The organism is Colwellia sp. 6M3 (genome assembly GCF_014077595.1).
Taxonomy (GTDB): Bacteria; Pseudomonadota; Gammaproteobacteria; order Enterobacterales; family Alteromonadaceae; genus Cognaticolwellia.
In genome coordinates this window covers 32,302-49,825 of sequence record NZ_JACGWF010000009.1, presented here as the reverse complement: position 1 = coordinate 49,825, position 17,524 = coordinate 32,302, and the positions used below count along the sequence as shown (strand labels likewise).

Genomic DNA, 17,524 nt, shown 5'->3' with positions numbered 1-17,524 from the left:
AAAAATTAAAACCAGCATTAGGCTGGTTTTTTTGTTTTAACTAAAAAAACAGTGCTCACAACATATGTTATTTCAATAATTTGAGTTATTTGAGTTTATAAACCATCCTCCCTAAAACGCTTGTCTCAAAGGAGTAATAAACTTCATTGATGACCAAAAAAACTTCCAGTTCATTCTCATTAAAATTCAATTTTTTCTAATATCGACAACTGCTTAAATCGCGTTATTACAAACTGTGAAAGCTAATTTTATTGTCAGTAATGTTACCTTTGTTTCATAAGTGTAATGTTTTGTAAAAAACAACTAATTCAATATATAAATAAAAACTTTTCACTTAGAATGATCGTTCACTCTACAGTTTATATTTAACATTAAAGGTATTTAACATGCAGCGTTCTCGCATCGCATTATTTGTAATTTCGACCCTCATGAGTATTGTTGCTTTATCGGGTTGTGAACAAGTAACTGTTCAAGCGGCTGATCAGTCAGGAGCTACTGGACCTCAAGCGGTTCCCGTTGGTGTTATTACATTAAAAAGCCAAGCGCTAACGCTCAAAAAAGAATTACCTGGGCGTATTAATGCTTTTCAAATTGCTGAAATTCGTCCTCAAGTTAGTGGCATTGTTCAATCGCGTTTATTTATTGAAGGTAAGCGAGTCGAGCAAGGGCAATCACTTTATCAAATTAATCCCGCCACTTTCAAAGCTGAGTTAGCCGCTAGCGAAGCGGCAGTAGCCAGTGCTAAAGCAAGTATTGCTAGCAGTAAATCCAAAGCTACTCGTTATAGTGAACTGCTAAAAATTAAAGCGGTAAGTCAATTAGACTTTGATGAAGCAGATGCAGCATACAAACAAGCAACGGCCGCATTACTTACGGCTAAAGCACAACTTCAAACAGCACAAATCAATCTTGATTATAGCCACGTTTCATCTCCTATCAGCGGCCAAATAAGTAAATCAAATGTCACCGTTGGCGCCTTAGTGAGTGTCAATCAAACGACAGCACTGGCAACAGTTACCCAGCTCGACCCTATTTATGTTGATTTAACACAATCGAGTAATGAGCTCACAAAACTTAAAAAAGCATTAGCTTCTGGTGCGTTAACAGTTGATCCTACAAACCAAACCGATGTTGAGTTGACCATGGAAGATGGTTCTATTTACCCTCATAAAGGTGTATTGCAATTCTCTGAAGTTACCGTTGACCCAAGCACAGGTTCAGTAACATTACGCGCTCAATTCCCTAATCCAGAAAAGTTATTATTGCCCGGTATGTATGCTCGTGCTTCCATCATTGAGGGGGTTAAAAGTGACGCCATTTTAGTGCCACATCGAGGTGTTAGTCGTAATACAAAAGGCGAGCCAACAGCGATGATCGTGAATAAAGATAACAAAGTAGAAAGCCGTGTTTTACAAGTTGATAGAGCCGTGGGTTCAAACTGGCTCGTTACTCATGGCGTAGCAGCTGGCGATAAATTAATTATTGAAGGCTTACAAAAAATTCGTCCGGGAGCTTTAGTTACTCCAACCCAAGTAAAATCGCCTGACCCCTCTTCTATCAACAAAGCGCAATAACGGAGCATTCAATGTCACGATTTTTTATCGATCGACCTATATTCGCTTGGGTACTTGCTATTGTAGTTATGCTCGCGGGAATTTTAGCGATTAAAAATTTACCTATTGCGCAGTATCCATCAATTGCACCACCTGCCATTAGTATTTCAGCTAATTACCCAGGAGCGTCTGCACAAACACTGGAAGACTCTGTTACCCAAGTTATTGAACAAAAAATGAAAGGCCTTGATGGTTTGCTTTATATGTCGTCAACGTCTGAATCAAGTGGTTCAGCAACCCTTACGTTGACCTTTAGTGCGGATACCAACCCTGATATTGCACAAGTTCAAGTACAAAATAAATTAGCAACGGCAACACCATTACTACCAGAAGAAGTACAACGCCAAGGTGTTGTAGTGGCGAAATCTGCTCGTAACTTTTTATTGGTTGTTGGTTTTGTATCGCAAGACGGCAGCATGAACAATATTGATATTGGTGATTATGTGTCATCAAATGTACAAGATATTGTCTCTCGTGTTGATGGTGTCGGTGAAGTGCAACTGTTTGGCTCACAATATGCGATGCGTATTTGGTTAGACCCGGCTAAATTACAAAATTTTAAATTAACGCCTGCTGACATTAGTGCCGCAATAAGAGCACAAAATGCACAAGTTTCTGCCGGACAGCTAGGCGGAATGCCAGCCATTGCAGGGCAACAACTTAATGCCACTGTTACCGCACAAAGTCGTTTGCAAACCCCTGAACAATTTAAAAATATTTTTGTCAAAACAAATAGCGATGGCTCTGTTGTTCGTTTAGAAGATGTGGCAAAAGTTGAGCTTGGCGGCGAAAACTACGGTGTTGTTGCACGTTTTAATGGCAACCCTGCATCGGGTTTAGGTGTTAAATTGGCCAGTGGTGCCAATGCACTTGATACCGCGCAAGGCGTAAAAGATGCGCTCGCAGAACTGCAACCGTTTTTCCCACAAGGCTTAGTATCTGTCGTCCCGTACGACACCACTCCGTTTGTATCTTTATCGATCGAAAAAGTAGTTCATACTCTAATTGAAGCGGTTGTTTTAGTGTTTGTAGTTATGTATCTATTTCTACAAAACTTTCGTGCGACACTCATCCCTACTATTGCAGTGCCAGTGGTATTACTTGGTACCGTTGGTATTTTATACGTTTTTGGTTACTCAATTAATACGCTAACTATGTTTGCGATGGTGTTAGCTATAGGCTTACTGGTTGATGACGCTATTGTTGTCGTTGAAAATGTTGAGCGGCTCATGAGTGAAGAAAAGCTATCAGCGCTTGAAGCTACACGAAAATCAATGGATGAAATTAAGGGCGCTTTGGTCGGTATTGCTATGGTGCTGTCAGCCGTATTTATTCCGATGGCATTTTTTAGTGGCTCTACCGGGGTTATTTATCGACAATTCTCTATTACGCTAGTCTCTGCGATGGGCTTGTCGGTATTAGTTGCCTTGATATTAACACCCGCACTTTGTGCTACTTTATTAAAACCAAGCCATGTTCATGATAACAGTACTTTAATCGGTAAGTTTTTTTCTGGTTTTAACCGCGGGTTTGAAAAAACCAATCAAGGTGCGCAAAGCTTTGTAAGTAGAATGATCCGCCACTCTAAACGCTACCTACTTATTTATGCCGTTATCGTTGGCGGCATGGTGTATGTTTTCTCAAGCTTACCTACGGCATTTCTGCCTGATGAAGATCAAGGTATTTTATTTAACCAAGTTATGTTGCCGGCTGGCTCGACCACCCAAGAAACTTTAGAAGTGGTTAAAAAAGTCGAAAATCATTACTTGAACGACCAATCAGAAGCCGTTAAAGGTATATTCACCGTAACAGGCTTTAGTTTTGCGGGCTCAGGGCAAAACTCAGCTATTGGCTTTGTCAGCTTAAGACATTGGGATGAGCGACAACGTGATGATCTATCCGTTGGAGCTGTAGCGGGTAAAGGTATGCAGTTTTTCTCAACTATTAAAGAAGCCTTTGTCTTTGCTTTTCCACCGCCAGCTATCGTTGAGTTAGGTACTGCAAACGGTTTTAATATGTTTTTACAGGACCGGGTGGGTCTTGGCCACGATGCGTTATTAAGTGCACGAAATCAATTGTTAGGTTTAGCAAGTCAAAGTAAAGTTTTAGCGGGTGTACGTCCGAACGGACAAGAAGACATGCCAGAGCTACAATTAGATATTGACCTAGCAAAAGCAGAAGCCCTTGGCGTATCACAAAGTGATATTAACATTACCCTTTCAACCGCTTGGGGCAGTAGTTATGTCAATGACTTTATTGACCGTGGTCGTGTTAAAAAAGTCTACCTACAAGGTATTTCCGAGTCTCGTATGGTGCCTGAAGATCTCAACAAATGGTATGTACGAAACAATAATGGCGACATGGTACCCTTCTCTGCATTTGCCAGCTCATTTTGGTCATATGGCTCTCCACGCCTAGAACGATATAATGGCTTTTCTTCAATGGAAATTCAAGGCAGTGCAGCGCCCGGTTACAGTACCGGACAAGCAATGGACGAAATGGAGAGATTAGTTAATCAACTACCACAAGGCTTTGCTTCTGAGTGGACAGGAATTTCATTCCAAGAACGCTCTAGCGGCGGACAAGCACCACTTTTATACGGCCTTTCATTATTGTTTGTATTTTTGTGTTTAGCAGCGTTATATGAAAGTTGGTCGGTGCCTTTTGCCGTTATGTTGATTGTACCTTTAGGTATATTTGGTGCAATTATGGCGGCTTTTGGTGGTGGACTATCAAACGACATCTACTTGCAAGTAGGTTTGTTAACCACCATAGGGCTCGCGTCTAAAAATGCGATATTAATTGTTGAATTTGCCATTCATAAAATGGATGAAGGGCTCGGCCTTGTTGAGTCGGCAATTGCCGCTGTTCGTCTTCGCTTACGTCCTATTTTGATGACTTCAATGGCCTTTATTTGTGGTGTTTTACCCTTAGCTATTGCCTCGAGTGCTGGCTCGGGTGCACAAAATGCGCTCGGTATTTCAATTATTGGCGGTACGCTTGCATCATCAATATTAGTGGTTATTTTTGTACCCGTGTTTTTCGTGTTAGTGCGACGAGTTTTTCCTGGAAAAACTAAAGCAGCTAAATAAACGCGATGAACACAAGATTTAAAAAGTCAGCTTAAATAGCACTAAAAGGCATATTTTATCGAGCCAACAGGCTCGATAATGGAAATTTATATGAAAATCAAAAAACACTCAGATCCGGCCCTCGCTCATGCGCGAAGGGAGCAAGTATTGAGCGCTGCGGCTGATTGTTTTCGTCGTAAAGGTTATCACGGTGCTGGCATGGCAGAAATATCTCGAACTGCGGGTATGAGTGCTGGTCATATCTATAATTACTTCGACAGTAAAGAAGCCATCATTGAAAGTATTATCGAAAAAGATATGGCAGAGATGTTCTCTATCTTCCAACAGTTTGAGGATCATCCTAGCGACGTACTTACTGCGCTTATTGATGGTTTAAATATGGGTGTAAAGCGTCACATGGATACCGGCTCATGTGTGGTCAGATTAGATATGATGGCCGAAGCAAGCAGAAACAGCAAAGTAGAAATGCTCTTACGGGACGCAGATACACAGGCAAGAGAGCGCATGAGAAAGTTACTGATCAGCGAAAAAAGCGTATTAAAAAATCATTCAGAGCAAGAACTTGAAAGCCGAATTAATGTAATTTTCTCAATGATGACAGGATTATTACTGAGAAAAGTATTGTACCCAGAGCTTACTGAAGAAAATGTATTAATAGCACTTCGTCCAGCCATGAGAACCTTACTTATGCCATTTGAACATCAAGGTTCATCAGACTTGTAATCTAATAAAACGTTTACAAACCGATAACGCCTAAAGTCCATTTTAACGAATGCAAACTAACTTGATACAGGTGACTGTTTAGCATTCGTTAAGTAATTTTTTGCTAAAAATACAAAGTCATCAATTGAGCCGTTGAGATTACTGGCAGAAATAAATAAATGCGCGCCAAGTGCTTGATGCAATATGTCACAATGATGTAGAAAGCCTGCCAAAGGACCTTTTATGACTTCACCACTTGTTAAAATATACGGTTCAAAATTTAAAACTCCTTGCTCAATGGTTATTAATTGCTGGTGAATGCAATATTGAATAAGTGGCTTTTGTTCATGGATCATGCGATTGGCTAACCGTAACGATATACTGCCTGCAATAATGTCTAATGACATCAGTTTGATACCGACATAATTCAGCTCTTGTCGCTCGATACCCACGGTATTGGTTACGCTATGTATACTTCTAATTTGCTGCCAGCAAAGTTGCCAAAGTCCATGGCGATGATGAAAGGTTAGTGTTTCAGGTGCCAATATTAAGCTGTGGTTTGGTTCAGCTTGTTTTAGTAACCCAATAAAAATAGTCACTAAACAAGTGAGCACCATAAACATCAGCACAAAGCGGGCTTGGTGCCAATAATAATGACCAAATCCCACTAAAATAATTAACGCAACAACCCCCGATAAGGTAATAAATAATCCATGATGACGGGCTATAGCTTTAATTTTTATTGTGGTATTACTATTTGTCATTTTGGTTTCACGATAGTTAATTCGATAGGTATTTAAAACTATATTAATAACTGAATTTAATATTTGTGCATATTTTTTTGTTTAGTATATACTCTGCGCGTTTTCGATACGAAGCAATAAATTTATCGTTAATAGTATTCAATAAACAACAAAAAAGGTAAAGAAAATGAAAAAGCATAAAGTAGATAAACACCAAAAAAATCAAGGTGGTTGTGAGTTAGGTAGAGGGGTAATTAAAGATAACTTCTTAGCAGCAGTGGTAACATCTAAGCTGTTTAAGCAACAAGTTATTATCGCCAAAAAAGGTAAAGGCGCTTATCAAAGAACTCAAAAGCATAAAGGACAAGAGTCCTATTTAATAGCGGTTTAATCCATAGGGATGTAATCGTGATTAAATAGGGCTTTAGGCTTTATTTATTAACAAGTTAACGTGTGAATTTTTCGCAGTGCTTGATTAGCTTTGTCTAGTTGACCTTGTTGCTCAAGTACTTGTGAAAAAACCAGTAAATCAATTTTGTCGTATGACTTTTCTTCAAGGCTAACCAAGCTATTAAAGGCTTTTTCTGCTAACTGCCATTGCTGAGCAGCGGCAGCAAAATGTGCAACTAATGATAACCACAGTGCATTACTAGGCTCACTATGTAGGTGTTTTTGCGCCGCAGCCATAAGATTATCATCGTGCGTAATTGGCAATGTTCTTATCGCCTTTAACAGACTTACCGCATTACCTTTCTTGATAATAGGTAATAATATTTTGGCTAAAGGTTCATTAATTTGATTTTCGGCCAACACTTGGCAATAGGTAATAACCACGGTTTCAGATTGCCTGGTTTTCTTCGGCAGTTGCTGCCAATATTCTACCAATGCAGTGCTATCATGTTGCTTTATCTGGTCATTAAAAGCACCGTAAAAAGCTTGCTGTTGCCACAGCGTGATAGTGTCTGAGCTGATAGATTTTTGTTTTTGAGCCGTATTAAGCTGCTTGATCACATAATCAAATCGCTGCTCAACGATACTTAACTCTATTTCTAACTTAAGTAACCTGGCGTCATGTCCAATATGCTTGTGATGCTCATCAATAACCGTACGAGCTAGTGGATAATTTTTCTGACCCATAAGTAATTTAATTTTAATTAAAACCGCTTCTAATCCAGCATCTTTAAAAGTATTGGCCGTTTTGTCGAGCAGGCCTAAATAATGGTCTGTGTTTGGTTTCAACGCTTGTTTTTGTGCTGCATCAGCCGCAACAAGATAAGCAATAAGCTCAAACGTTGAACCTTCCGCAGACTTAGCTAATAAATGCTCGGCTTGTTTATAATCACCTAATACATAAGCGGCTATACCTTTGTTAAAGTCTTTAAGTGCTTTTCGGCGACTGGCAAATGCAATTTTGTTCCAAGCTTTAAAGCTAAAGTTAACTCCACCACGAAAAAATTTAAAGGTAAGTGCCAAGGCGAAAAAGCACAATGCTAACGATATAATTGCAGTAATGACTGTAGTTTCAATCGCTGAATCGCCAATAGAAATTAGAATATAGCCTTTTTCACCAATTAAAATAGGCGTTACAACAACAACCGTAAGAAATAAAATCAACAATAATAAAAGCCGTTTCATTATAAGTCCTCACTTTGCTCAGCACTTGATGGCTGATCTTCAGATACTGTCGGTATTTCAACGTTACTACTGCTCTCTAGAATACGTACTGCTGAAGACTCTTTATCTGACAATACTTGTCGAATAGCTTGCAGTGACGCAAGTTTATTTGGATAGTCGACATTAATAGTCGCTGTTTTTAACGTGTTAATCGTATCAAGGAAATGTTGGTTTTCAATTTTTGTTAAATCAAAATATTCATTAATCCAGCGTTCAGTGGCGCTGAGCGATTGCAGGTAAATCTTGCTATTTGATTTACTCGCAGCCCAAACAGCTGTTTGTACTTTAAGGCTTAAATTTTCACGCAAGTTTTGCTGAAATTGAGGTGACATTAGCGGTTCAATATTGCCTGTTCTGCGCGTTACTGTGAAAAATTCATCAGTAAATTTACGCCATGTTTTCGCTAAGTTTTCACGCCAATCTGTCGCATTATCAGTTAGTTCAAGCGAGCTTTCAGTTTGATAAATTTCTGGTATTTCAAATAGCGCCATTGGTAATTGTTTAACTTGTTGATCAAGTACCATCAGCTTTAAAATAACATCATCGGTTGCTAGTGTAGGCAGCAACTTTAATTGGGCAATATCTTGCTGAATAGTTTGGCGAAGCGATAAAAATTGCGGATCGTTTAACTCTTGAATACGCAACTCAGCATCTAGGAGTAAACTCACGGCAGTACGAGGTGTTTTTTCTAACCATAAACTTCTTGATGCGACTCTAATCAGATATTCTGCTTCTTGTAGCAGCCAATCGCTCGGTTGTTGTTGTCCCAAGCTAGCAAGCTTCTGTTGTACTTGAGCAATAGCATTTTGGTTACTACTTTCGATACGGCTTATTTGTTCAACTTTACTATCTAATGCACTAATTTCGTTAGTACTGTTACGTTTATTTTGGGAGAGTTGCTGGATAATTTTCTGGTTAACACTTTCTGTATTAATTGCCAGCTGTTGTGCTATTTTTTGTTGATTTTCAATAAGCTTTCGCTCTACAAGATCACTAAGCTGTTGACTATATTGAGCCTTTTGTTGTTCATTCCAATAAAAGTGCCCAGCGCTGGCCAAAATAGCAAGCAGCGCAATAATTAATGCGAATACAGCAATTTTAGAAATTTTATTTTTCTTGGATTTTACAACCGTACTTTTATCAGTGGGTGTTTTAGTACCCGCAGATACCGGTTTGCTTGATGTAGTGGAGGCAGAATTTTTCAAAGGAGTAGCGCTCTTTTCATTATTTTTGTTCGAGGATGGTTCAGTCTGACTTTTACTTTGTGCAGTCGTTTCTTTATTTAACGATTTTTCGTTAGTATCGACAGTATCAGGTTTTTCTGATGACACGTCATTCGGTGTACTGATTTTAATAGAAGCAGATAAACCTGCTTGCTTCTCAACATTACTGCTAGCAGCTGAAGTTTTATCATCAGATTTCGATTGCTTGGGTTGTTTTTTATCGCTCATGAACTGATCCTATCTTACATGTTGGTAATGCGCACACTGAATTTTTTGACTTAAATACGGTTTATCTCACTTGCTGTAGCTAAGTTAACTCCACAATCGAGGGCACTTATAATGGCTGTAGTATTGGCGCCATTAGCATTTATTACTCGCACAATGCCCATTTTTTTTGCGTTATCAGCAATTCTTTGGCTAGCGACTATCCATAAACATTGCTCTTGCCAATAACGATCTTCACCGTTAATTAAGTTTACTATGAATTCTAGCAAAGCGTTACTAGTGATTAAGATACAATTTATCTCTTGCTGATGCCATGTTTTGATGAATTTTTGTGGGTAATTTCGCCAAACACGTCGATAACTTTCTAAATAATGAACAGCCGCACCACGAAGACGCAAAGCATCAGCGATAAGTTCTCGGCCACCGTCACCACGTACAATAATCACACTTTTATCTTTTACACTAAGCAGCGGTAATAGTGCTAGTACACCATCACTATCGTGTTTATCAGGCACCATAGCTTTTATACCTAACCTTGTTAATGCCTGCTGGGTTGCACTACCCACAGCAATTACAGCCTGTGCAGACCATGAAGGTATTGGCATTAATTTATGCGCAAACTCAACAGCGGCTACGCTAATAAAAATAATGATAGGGCGTATTAGCTGCTTTTGCAGTATATGTAATTGTTCAAGACTTGCCGTATTTTGATAGTCAAAAAATGGCTGACAGTAACTACGGTAGCCTTGTTTTTCAAGGCAAGTTTGTAGTTCGCGCCCTGCTTTTTCGGGGCGCGTTATTAATACATTGAGCTTATGATTGTTCATACACGTGACGAAGAATTTTATCAGCACCTTTCGCCAAAAGGCTTTGGGCTAACTGGTAACCTAATTGTTCTGCGTCGTTAATGCTGCCGCGAACTTCGCTGGTTAATATTTCGCTGCCATCAATAGCGCCCACTAAGCCGCGTAAATATATTTCTTGACCTTCAAGCACAGCATAACTACCAATAGGCACCTGACAACCGCCTTCAAGCGCGCGGTTCATCGCTCGCTCTGCAATAACGCGAATGCGGGTTTCTTCACAGGCAAGTGGTGCCAATAATGTTTTTATTGTTGTATCTTCATTTCGACACTCAATACCCACAGCCCCTTGACCATTAGCTGGTAACATAACTTCTGGGGCAATATATTCTCGAATGCGCTCTGGCATTTCTAATCGTATTAACCCAGCGGCGGCTAAAATAATAGCGTCGTACTCACCATTATCGAGTTTTTTAAGGCGTGTGTTAACGTTACCACGCAGGTCGCGAATATCTAGATCTGGACGCATCGCTTTAATTTGACATTGACGACGTAAGCTTGAAGTACCGACAATCGCACCTTGCGGTAAGTCGGCTAGGCTATTGATAGAATTAGACACAAACGCATCACGCGGATCTTCACGTGGACAGATAATTTCTAGCCCTAAACCTTCAGGAAACTCGACCGGCACATCTTTCATTGAATGTACGGCAATATCCGCTCGATTTTCTAACATCGCGACTTCAAGTTCTTTAACAAACAGGCCTTTACCACCCACTTTTGCTAGTGGTGTATCGAGAATAATGTCTCCTTTGGTCGTCATTGGCACTAATTCCACATTGATACCTGGATGAAAGTGCTCAAGTTGCGCCTTAACATATTCTGCTTGCCACAACGCTAACGCGCTTTTTCGGGTTGCAATACGTACAGTTTGTGGGGTCATTTCAATTACCTTAATTAATATTTATTACGCAGTGAGCACGATGGCTTCTTCTGCTTGTTTACTGACCGCGTTAGATAAAAATTGCCATAGCTCTCCGCCACCGCGCTTATCAAACCATTGGTCATTTTCGAAATGAAAATGATGGCCATTAAATTTTGTTGCGACCCAAATTTCATGTAAGGGTGCTTGTTTGTTAATGATAATTTTACTGGCATTTTTAAAGGTCAGGGTTAACATTCCGCCAACACCCTCATAATCGATATCGCAACCGCAATCTTCAATGGCTTCTTCTACCGCAAGTAAAATATTTTCAGCGGCTATATTGTATTGACTATCATTCATTAACTATTCCTTTCTACCTGCGCATTAAGATTGTTTACTCTTTGCTTGGTAATTGTTGGTCAAGGGATTATAAAACGTCTATCATGGGAAAAAAATCGAATAAATCAATTATGCGTAAACAAATTGTAATTATTTTCTTCAGTTTGATTAGTTTAGTAATCTTAACAGGCTGTGGCATTAAAGGTCCTTTATACCAAACTCCTGAGCAACAGCAAGAGAACTTGCCTAAAACAAGTGAAGAAATTGATAAAAACAGTGATAAATCTAATTTAGAACTTTAGGAATAACGGCATTGGACTTTTTCAATCGTAAACAACATTCATTATACGCCGAGCAATGTCAGGTCACTGAGTTAGCTAAGCAGTATGGCACACCACTCTATATTTATTCTCGAGCTACCATTGAGCGCCATTGGCATGCCTTTGATCAAGCGGCTGGAGAGCGACCACATCTTGTTTGTTATGCCGTAAAAGCTAATAGCAATATTGCGGTATTAAATGTTATGGCGAGATTAGGTTCAGGTTTTGATATTGTTTCTAAGGGTGAGTTAATGCGCGTGCTTGAAGCAGGCGGCGATCCCAAAAAAGTGGTTTTTTCTGGTGTAGGGAAAACCTCAGAAGAAATAGCTTATGCACTTAATTTAGATATTTACTGTTTTAATGTTGAGTCATCGGCCGAATTAGATCGTATACAAACCGTAGCCCAAAGTTTGAATAAAGTGGCGCCAATATCGTTAAGGGTTAATCCAGACGTTGATGCAGGCACTCATCCTTATATTTCAACTGGCTTAAAAGAAAATAAATTTGGTATCAGTATTGAACACGCTCCTGCGCTATATCAATATGCTGCAACGTTATCACACATTAATATTCAAGGTGTTGATTGTCATATAGGGTCACAACTCACTGAGGTTGCCCCCTTTTTAGACGCACTTGATCGAGTATTAAAGTTAGTTGATGAGTTAACCGAGCATGGTATTGCGCTATCACATATTGATGTTGGTGGTGGCTTGGGCGTTTGTTACGACAATGAAACGCCGCCTCACCCAAAAGAGTATGCTGAGGCTATTGCACAAAAATTGCTGGGTCGTGATATCAAACTCATTTATGAGCCGGGTCGAGCAGTAATGGCAAATGCCGGTATTTTGGTCACTGAAGTAGAATACCTAAAAGAGAGTGAAGAACGTAATTTCGCTATTGTAGATGCCGCAATGAATGATTTGATCAGACCTGCGTTATACCAAGCATGGCAAGCTATTATTCCTGTTGAGCAACGCGATGATGTTGCTAGCGCTCAATATGATGTTGTTGGGCCAATCTGTGAAACCGGTGACTTTCTCGGTAAAGATAGAAGTTTAGCCATACGTGCCGGTGACCTGTTAGCTATTCGCAGTGCTGGAGCTTACGGTTTTACCATGAGCTCAAATTACAATAGTCGACCACGAGCAGCTGAAGTAATGGTTGACGGTAGTGAGAGTTATTTAATCAGAAAACGCGAAACCTTAAGCCAGTTATGGCAAGGTGAAAGCATATTACCTTCATAGTGGAAGATTAGCGTAAATGTTAGTAAATTTTTCTAAAATGCACGGTTTAGGTAATGATTTTCTCGTGCTCGATAATGTAACGCAAAATGTTTACTTGTCGAGTGAGCAAATTAAACAACTTGCCGACCGAAATTTTGGCGTTGGCTTTGACCAAGTTCTGGTCGTTGAGCCTCCGTATGATCCTGATTTAGATTTTCACTATCGCATATTTAATGCTGACGGCAGTGAAGTTGGCCAATGTGGCAATGGCGCGCGTTGTTTTGCAAAATTTGTCCGTTTAAAAGGCTTAACCAATAAGCATAAAATTAAAGTTTCAACACAATCAGGTAAAATGACCTTGTTTGTTGAGCGTGACGGTAATGTTTCGGTCAATATGCCGGTACCACAATTTGAGCCGCCGAAAATTCCATTTACAGCGCAAAAAGCAGAAGGTACTTATATTCTGCGAAGCGAAGAAGAAACCGTGCTTTGTGGCGTTGTATCTTTGGGTAATCCACATTGTGTATTAACGGTAGATAACGTCAAAGAAGCACCAGTAGAAACTTTAGGTAAAGCATTATCATTTCATGAGCGTTTTCCTCAACAAGCGAATATCAGCTTTATGGAAGTAGTTTCACCCGAATACATTAAATTACGCGTATATGAACGTGGTGCTGCTGAAACTCTAGCTTGCGGCAGTGGCGCTTGTGCTGCTGTGGTGGTTGGTCACATGCAAAAGAAGCTTAATAGACAAGTATTGGTTGATTTACCCGGCGGACAATTAAAAATATTTTGGAAAGGCCCCGGTAACTCAGTAAAAATGACAGGTCCCGCCGTGCACGTATTCGACGGGCAAATAAACCTATAAACAAGATAAACCTATGCAAATAAATGATCAAAACCTAATCTCTGATGACGAAATAAAGTTAACTGACGAGTTAATCGTAAGCTATCTGCAAGAAAATCCTGAGTTTTTTAATCGTCAAGCTGACTTAGTTACAAGTTTAAGACTGCCCGATCATCAACGTGGCACTATTTCTTTGGTGGAGCGTCAATTATCTCAACAGCGACAAAAAATTCACAATTTAGAAGAAGAAATTACCCAGTTAATGGTTATTGCTAATCAAAACGAACAACTGTTTGCTTTATACAGTGATCTCTATTTACGTTTACTTGATTGTACTACCGCCGTTGAATTGCTTGATTGCTTACACCAAGCAACTACACAATTGTTGTCGTTAGATGCATTGAAATTATGGTTAATTCAGCCAACTCAAGTTAGCCACAGTACTTTAATTGACAATGATTGTGCTGAAATAATTGAAAATAGATTAAGTAAAGATGACTACTATTTTGGCCGTTTACAGCAAAGTGAACAAGCCTTAATTTTTGGTGAAGCTAACGCAGGTTCAGTGGTTTTGGTAAGACTTACCCACAACCAAGAAGATATTGGTTTTCTCGCAATTAGTAGCCAAGATGCTGAGCATTTTGATCCTCGTATGGATACTTTGTTATTGAGCCAATTTAAAAAATTGATCGCTAAGCTTTTACATCAGCAACTATTTTAGGCTAAAACACCGTGAGATTTTATCGCCGTCTACATCCTTTTCATGCCATTAGCTTTGATTTAGATGATACCTTGTACAGTAACCACCCAATTATGTTGGCTACCGATACTAAGATGATCGCCTATTTTAAAAGCATTTTCAGCGATTATGGTCTTGATAGTAATTTATACGGCTTTGATATCAGCTTTTGGTGGCCTTTTCGCCAACAAGTTATTGCGCATTCACCCGCCTTAAAGCACGACATCAGCTTATTAAGAGAAAAAAGCTACTACCTTGGCGCGCTTTCATTAGGTTTGACTAGCGCCGAAGCACAGTCAGTCGCTGATTCAGCATTAGGTTATTTTGTTGAGCAACGCAGTAACTTCTCTTTGCCACAACATACCCATGATTTCCTTAGCTTTCTCAAAAGCAAAGTGCCTTTAGTCGCGATAACTAATGGCAATGTAGATACCGATAAAATAGGGATCGCTAAATACTTTAGTGCACACTTTAATGCCTCAACTGATAATAAATTAAAACCTGATCGTGATATGTTTGATAAAGCATGCAAGGTACTAAAAATTAGTCCTAAGCAATTACTCCATGTCGGCGATTGTGGAAAAAATGATGTTTTTGGCGCAATAAATGCTGGCTGCCAAACCGTCTGGCTAAACCCATACCAAGTGGGTAAACCTCTGAAAGTTCTTCCTACACTTGCCCTTGATCACCTAGAGCAACTTACCCATATTTTTACGTAAATAATTGTATTTACTTATTTAACGATTAAACATTTATCTGCATCTGAATGTATTCATTAGCTTAGGCAACGGATAGCGTTATCAAAATAGTGCTGAACTTGTTATGATAGCGGCATAATTTTGCTTTTGATTTTACCTTGCTATGGATGTTTCTGAATTACTTGAATCGTTAAACGATAAACAACGCGATGTAGTCGCCGCACCCCTACAAAATATGTTGGTACTTGCTGGTGCTGGCAGTGGTAAAACACGTGTTTTAGTACAACGTATTGCTTGGCTGATGAAAGTTGAGCATGCATCTCCTCATAGCATTTTAGCGGTTACTTTTACCAATAAAGCCGCGGCAGAAATGCGTGCCCGAGTTGAACAAACCGTTGATGGCAATGTGCACGGAATGTGGGTAGGTACTTTCCATGGTTTAGCACATCGTTTATTACGTATGCACTTTCAAGAAGCAAAGCTACCTCAAGCCTTCCAAGTACTTGATTCTGACGATCAACTTCGTATGGTTAAGCGTATTGTACGCTCATTAGAATTAGACGAAAAGCGTTGGCCGCCAAAACAATTTCTTTGGTATATCAATGGTAAAAAAGATGAAGGTTTGCGCCCTCACCATATTGATGCTCAACATGACGTAACAGAAGAAACATTTGTTAAAGTTTATCGTGTTTATCAAGATACTTGTGATCGTGCAGGCTTAGTCGATTTTGCTGAACTATTATTGCGTGCTCATGAGCTTTGGTTAAATAATCCAGAGTTATTAGCTCATTACCAGCAACGTTTTTCGCATGTACTCGTAGATGAATTTCAAGATACCAATGCGATTCAGTATGCTTGGTTGAACCTGTTAGGCAAGAAAAGTGGCAATGTCATGATCGTAGGTGATGATGACCAATCTATCTATGGCTGGCGTGGGGCTAAAATTGAAAATATTCAACGTTTTTTACAAGACTTTGATGGTGCTAAAACCATTAAGCTCGAGCAAAATTACCGTTCTACCGCCAATATTCTCAATGCTGCTAATCAGTTAATTGGCAACAATAATAATCGTCTTGGTAAAGACCTATGGACCGAAGACGATGCAGGCGAAAAAATATCTATCTACACCGCATTTAACGAAATAGATGAAGCGCGCTTTATTGCCGGACGTATTACAGACTGGAAAAATAAAAAAGGCTCATTAGATGATGTCGCTATTTTATACCGAAGTAATGCCCAATCTCGTTTAATGGAAGAAGCCTTAATTCAAGCGAAATTGCCTTACCGTATTTATGGCGGTTTACGATTTTTTGAACGTCAAGAAATTAAAGACGCACTCGCTTATTTACGTTTACTCAATAACAGAGACGATGATGCAGCATTTGAACGTGTTATTAATACCCCAACACGTGGCATTGGCAATCAAACCCTAAGTTTAGTGCGTGACGCTGCACGAAGTTTGGAAAGCACCTTGTGGCAAGCTTGTCAGCACATGGTGAAAAACGAAGAGCTAAAAGGTCGCAGTGCGAAAGTTATTCAGCAGTTCATCAATGTTATTGATCAGTTAGAAGATGACTCAAGTCACCTAAACCTCGACCAACAAGCTAACTATGTTATTCAACATTCTGGCTTAAAAGCTATGTATCAAGCGGAAAAAGGCGAACGTGCTGAAGCCCGTATTGAAAACTTAAATGAGTTAGTTACTGCTTGTCAAACCTTTGAAGTTGACCCTGAACTGGCAGAAGAGCAAAGCCCACTGACGTCATTTTTAACCCATGCTGCCTTGGAGTCTGGTGAATCACAAGCCGATGATTATGAATCTGCTGTGCAGCTTATGACCATGCATTCAGCTAAAGGGCTTGAGTTTCCATTAGTCTTTATTGCTGGATTAGAAGAGGGCATGTTCCCTTCTCAGCAGTCAGTTGAAGACCTTAGCCGCTTAGAAGAAGAAAGGCGTTTATGTTATGTTGGCATGACACGAGCAATGCAAAAGCTCTATTTATGTCATGCAGAAAGTCGTCGATTGTATGGCCAAGAAAAACATCATAAAGCGAGTCGTTTTTTAAGAGAGCTACCTGACACTTGTACCGAAGAAATTCGTATGCAAAGCCAAGTTAGCAAGCCAAGAACCACAGGTAAATTTTCTTCTGCGCTAACCCTTGAAACCTTTGGCAACTCAGGTTTTAAATTGGGTGAAAATGTTCGTCATACTAAATTTGGTGACGGCGTGGTATTAAATTACGAAGGCAGCGGTCCTCAAAGTCGTATTCAAGTGAACTTTGCAGATGTAGGCTGTAAATGGCTAGTTGTTGCTTATGCTAATTTAGAGAAGCTTTAGGAATTAGACTCTTCATACGA

16 protein-coding genes are annotated in these 17,524 nt (G+C 39.6%); 10 read left to right on the top strand and 6 right to left on the bottom strand.

Annotation, left to right across the window (positions count from 1 at the left end; genetic code table 11):
- The first annotated feature begins 386 nt into the window (after positions 1-386).
- The 3 genes from H4J50_RS03745 to H4J50_RS03735 all read left to right on the top strand — a co-directional run bounded on the left by H4J50_RS03745 (position 387) and on the right by H4J50_RS03735 (position 5,428).
- Positions 387-1,574: an efflux RND transporter periplasmic adaptor subunit gene (locus H4J50_RS03745; protein WP_182254534.1), complete on the top strand. Its 1,188-nt coding sequence runs from the start codon at positions 387-389 to the stop codon at positions 1,572-1,574.
- Positions 1,575-1,585: 11 nt separating this feature from the next.
- Positions 1,586-4,705 (top strand): efflux RND transporter permease subunit, encoded by a 3,120-nt coding sequence (locus H4J50_RS03740; protein ID WP_182254532.1) that lies wholly within the window; start codon positions 1,586-1,588, stop codon positions 4,703-4,705.
- 90 nt (positions 4,706-4,795) lie between these two features.
- Positions 4,796-5,428 (top strand): TetR/AcrR family transcriptional regulator, encoded by a 633-nt coding sequence (locus tag H4J50_RS03735; protein ID WP_182254530.1) that lies wholly within the window; start codon positions 4,796-4,798, stop codon positions 5,426-5,428.
- A gap of 56 nt (positions 5,429-5,484) precedes the next feature.
- Here H4J50_RS03735 and H4J50_RS03730 read toward each other — a convergent pair whose 3' ends face one another.
- A complete protein-coding gene (locus tag H4J50_RS03730) occupies positions 5,485-6,171 on the bottom strand; it encodes a DUF2982 domain-containing protein (protein WP_182254528.1) in 687 nt (228 codons plus the stop codon).
- 166 nt (positions 6,172-6,337) lie between these two features.
- Between H4J50_RS03730 and arfA the strand changes: the two genes are divergently transcribed.
- Positions 6,338-6,541 (top strand): alternative ribosome rescue factor ArfA, encoded by a 204-nt coding sequence (arfA, locus tag H4J50_RS03725; RefSeq protein ID WP_182254526.1) that lies wholly within the window; start codon positions 6,338-6,340, stop codon positions 6,539-6,541.
- Between the two features lie 47 nt (positions 6,542-6,588).
- Here the strand turns inward: arfA and H4J50_RS03720 are convergent, their stop codons facing one another.
- From H4J50_RS03720 to cyaY, 5 genes are read right to left on the bottom strand one after another with little or no spacing between them, the layout of a single operon-like run.
- Positions 6,589-7,785, bottom strand: a complete 1,197-nt coding sequence (locus H4J50_RS03720; RefSeq protein ID WP_182254524.1) for a heme biosynthesis HemY N-terminal domain-containing protein — start codon at positions 7,783-7,785, stop codon at positions 6,589-6,591.
- Positions 7,785-9,275, bottom strand: a complete 1,491-nt coding sequence (locus H4J50_RS03715) for a uroporphyrinogen-III C-methyltransferase (protein WP_182254522.1) — start codon at positions 9,273-9,275, stop codon at positions 7,785-7,787. Before H4J50_RS03715 ends, H4J50_RS03720 begins: the two co-directional genes overlap by 1 nt.
- A gap of 50 nt (positions 9,276-9,325) precedes the next feature.
- Entirely contained in the window at positions 9,326-10,099 is a 774-nt protein-coding gene (locus H4J50_RS03710; RefSeq protein WP_182254520.1) for a uroporphyrinogen-III synthase, read from the bottom strand.
- Complete coding sequence (gene hemC, locus H4J50_RS03705) at positions 10,086-11,018, bottom strand: hydroxymethylbilane synthase (RefSeq protein ID WP_182254518.1); 933 nt, start codon at positions 11,016-11,018, stop codon at positions 10,086-10,088. Before hemC ends, H4J50_RS03710 begins: the two co-directional genes overlap by 14 nt.
- A gap of 24 nt (positions 11,019-11,042) precedes the next feature.
- Positions 11,043-11,360 carry an iron donor protein CyaY gene (gene cyaY, locus H4J50_RS03700; protein ID WP_108457530.1) on the bottom strand — a complete coding sequence of 106 codons (318 nt, stop codon included), beginning with the start codon at positions 11,358-11,360 and terminating at the stop codon, positions 11,043-11,045.
- A 110-nt stretch (positions 11,361-11,470) separates the two neighbouring features.
- Here cyaY and H4J50_RS03695 point away from each other — a divergent pair, with 110 nt between their 5' ends.
- The 6 genes from H4J50_RS03695 (at position 11,471) to uvrD (ending at position 17,504) form a co-directional block, all read left to right on the top strand.
- Positions 11,471-11,641: an LPS translocon maturation chaperone LptM gene (locus tag H4J50_RS03695; protein WP_162533827.1), complete on the top strand. Its 171-nt coding sequence runs from the start codon at positions 11,471-11,473 to the stop codon at positions 11,639-11,641.
- Between the two features lie 11 nt (positions 11,642-11,652).
- Positions 11,653-12,903 carry a diaminopimelate decarboxylase gene (gene lysA / locus H4J50_RS03690; protein ID WP_108457532.1) on the top strand — a complete coding sequence of 417 codons (1,251 nt, stop codon included), beginning with the start codon at positions 11,653-11,655 and terminating at the stop codon, positions 12,901-12,903.
- Positions 12,904-12,919: 16 nt separating this feature from the next.
- Positions 12,920-13,750: a diaminopimelate epimerase gene (gene dapF, locus H4J50_RS03685; protein ID WP_108457533.1), complete on the top strand. Its 831-nt coding sequence runs from the start codon at positions 12,920-12,922 to the stop codon at positions 13,748-13,750.
- A 13-nt stretch (positions 13,751-13,763) separates the two neighbouring features.
- Positions 13,764-14,450 (top strand): DUF484 family protein, encoded by a 687-nt coding sequence (locus tag H4J50_RS03680; protein WP_220466088.1) that lies wholly within the window; start codon positions 13,764-13,766, stop codon positions 14,448-14,450.
- Between the two features lie 11 nt (positions 14,451-14,461).
- Positions 14,462-15,187 (top strand): HAD-IA family hydrolase, encoded by a 726-nt coding sequence (locus tag H4J50_RS03675; RefSeq protein WP_108457534.1) that lies wholly within the window; start codon positions 14,462-14,464, stop codon positions 15,185-15,187.
- A 142-nt stretch (positions 15,188-15,329) separates the two neighbouring features.
- Positions 15,330-17,504, top strand: coding sequence for a DNA helicase II (gene uvrD, locus H4J50_RS03670; RefSeq protein WP_182254516.1), 2,175 nt, complete (start codon positions 15,330-15,332; stop codon positions 17,502-17,504).
- The last annotated feature ends 20 nt before the right edge of the window (positions 17,505-17,524 follow it).

Coding starts and splice junctions, on each gene's coding strand:
- H4J50_RS03740 (WP_182254532.1), top strand. CDS start 1,586: ATGTCACGATTTTTTATCGATCGACCTATATTCGCTTGGGTACTTGCT.
- H4J50_RS03745 (WP_182254534.1), top strand. CDS start 387: ATGCAGCGTTCTCGCATCGCATTATTTGTAATTTCGACCCTCATGAGT.
- H4J50_RS03720 (WP_182254524.1), bottom strand. CDS start 7,785: ATGAAACGGCTTTTATTATTGTTGATTTTATTTCTTACGGTTGTTGTT.
- H4J50_RS03680 (WP_220466088.1), top strand. CDS start 13,764: ATGCAAATAAATGATCAAAACCTAATCTCTGATGACGAAATAAAGTTA.
- H4J50_RS03715 (WP_182254522.1), bottom strand. CDS start 9,275: ATGAGCGATAAAAAACAACCCAAGCAATCGAAATCTGATGATAAAACT.
- H4J50_RS03730 (WP_182254528.1), bottom strand. CDS start 6,171: ATGACAAATAGTAATACCACAATAAAAATTAAAGCTATAGCCCGTCAT.
- uvrD (WP_182254516.1), top strand. CDS start 15,330: ATGGATGTTTCTGAATTACTTGAATCGTTAAACGATAAACAACGCGAT.
- hemC (WP_182254518.1), bottom strand. CDS start 11,018: ATGACCCCACAAACTGTACGTATTGCAACCCGAAAAAGCGCGTTAGCG.
- H4J50_RS03735 (WP_182254530.1), top strand. CDS start 4,796: ATGAAAATCAAAAAACACTCAGATCCGGCCCTCGCTCATGCGCGAAGG.
- H4J50_RS03710 (WP_182254520.1), bottom strand. CDS start 10,099: ATGAACAATCATAAGCTCAATGTATTAATAACGCGCCCCGAAAAAGCA.
- dapF (WP_108457533.1), top strand. CDS start 12,920: ATGTTAGTAAATTTTTCTAAAATGCACGGTTTAGGTAATGATTTTCTC.
- H4J50_RS03695 (WP_162533827.1), top strand. CDS start 11,471: ATGCGTAAACAAATTGTAATTATTTTCTTCAGTTTGATTAGTTTAGTA.
- arfA (WP_182254526.1), top strand. CDS start 6,338: ATGAAAAAGCATAAAGTAGATAAACACCAAAAAAATCAAGGTGGTTGT.
- cyaY (WP_108457530.1), bottom strand. CDS start 11,360: ATGAATGATAGTCAATACAATATAGCCGCTGAAAATATTTTACTTGCG.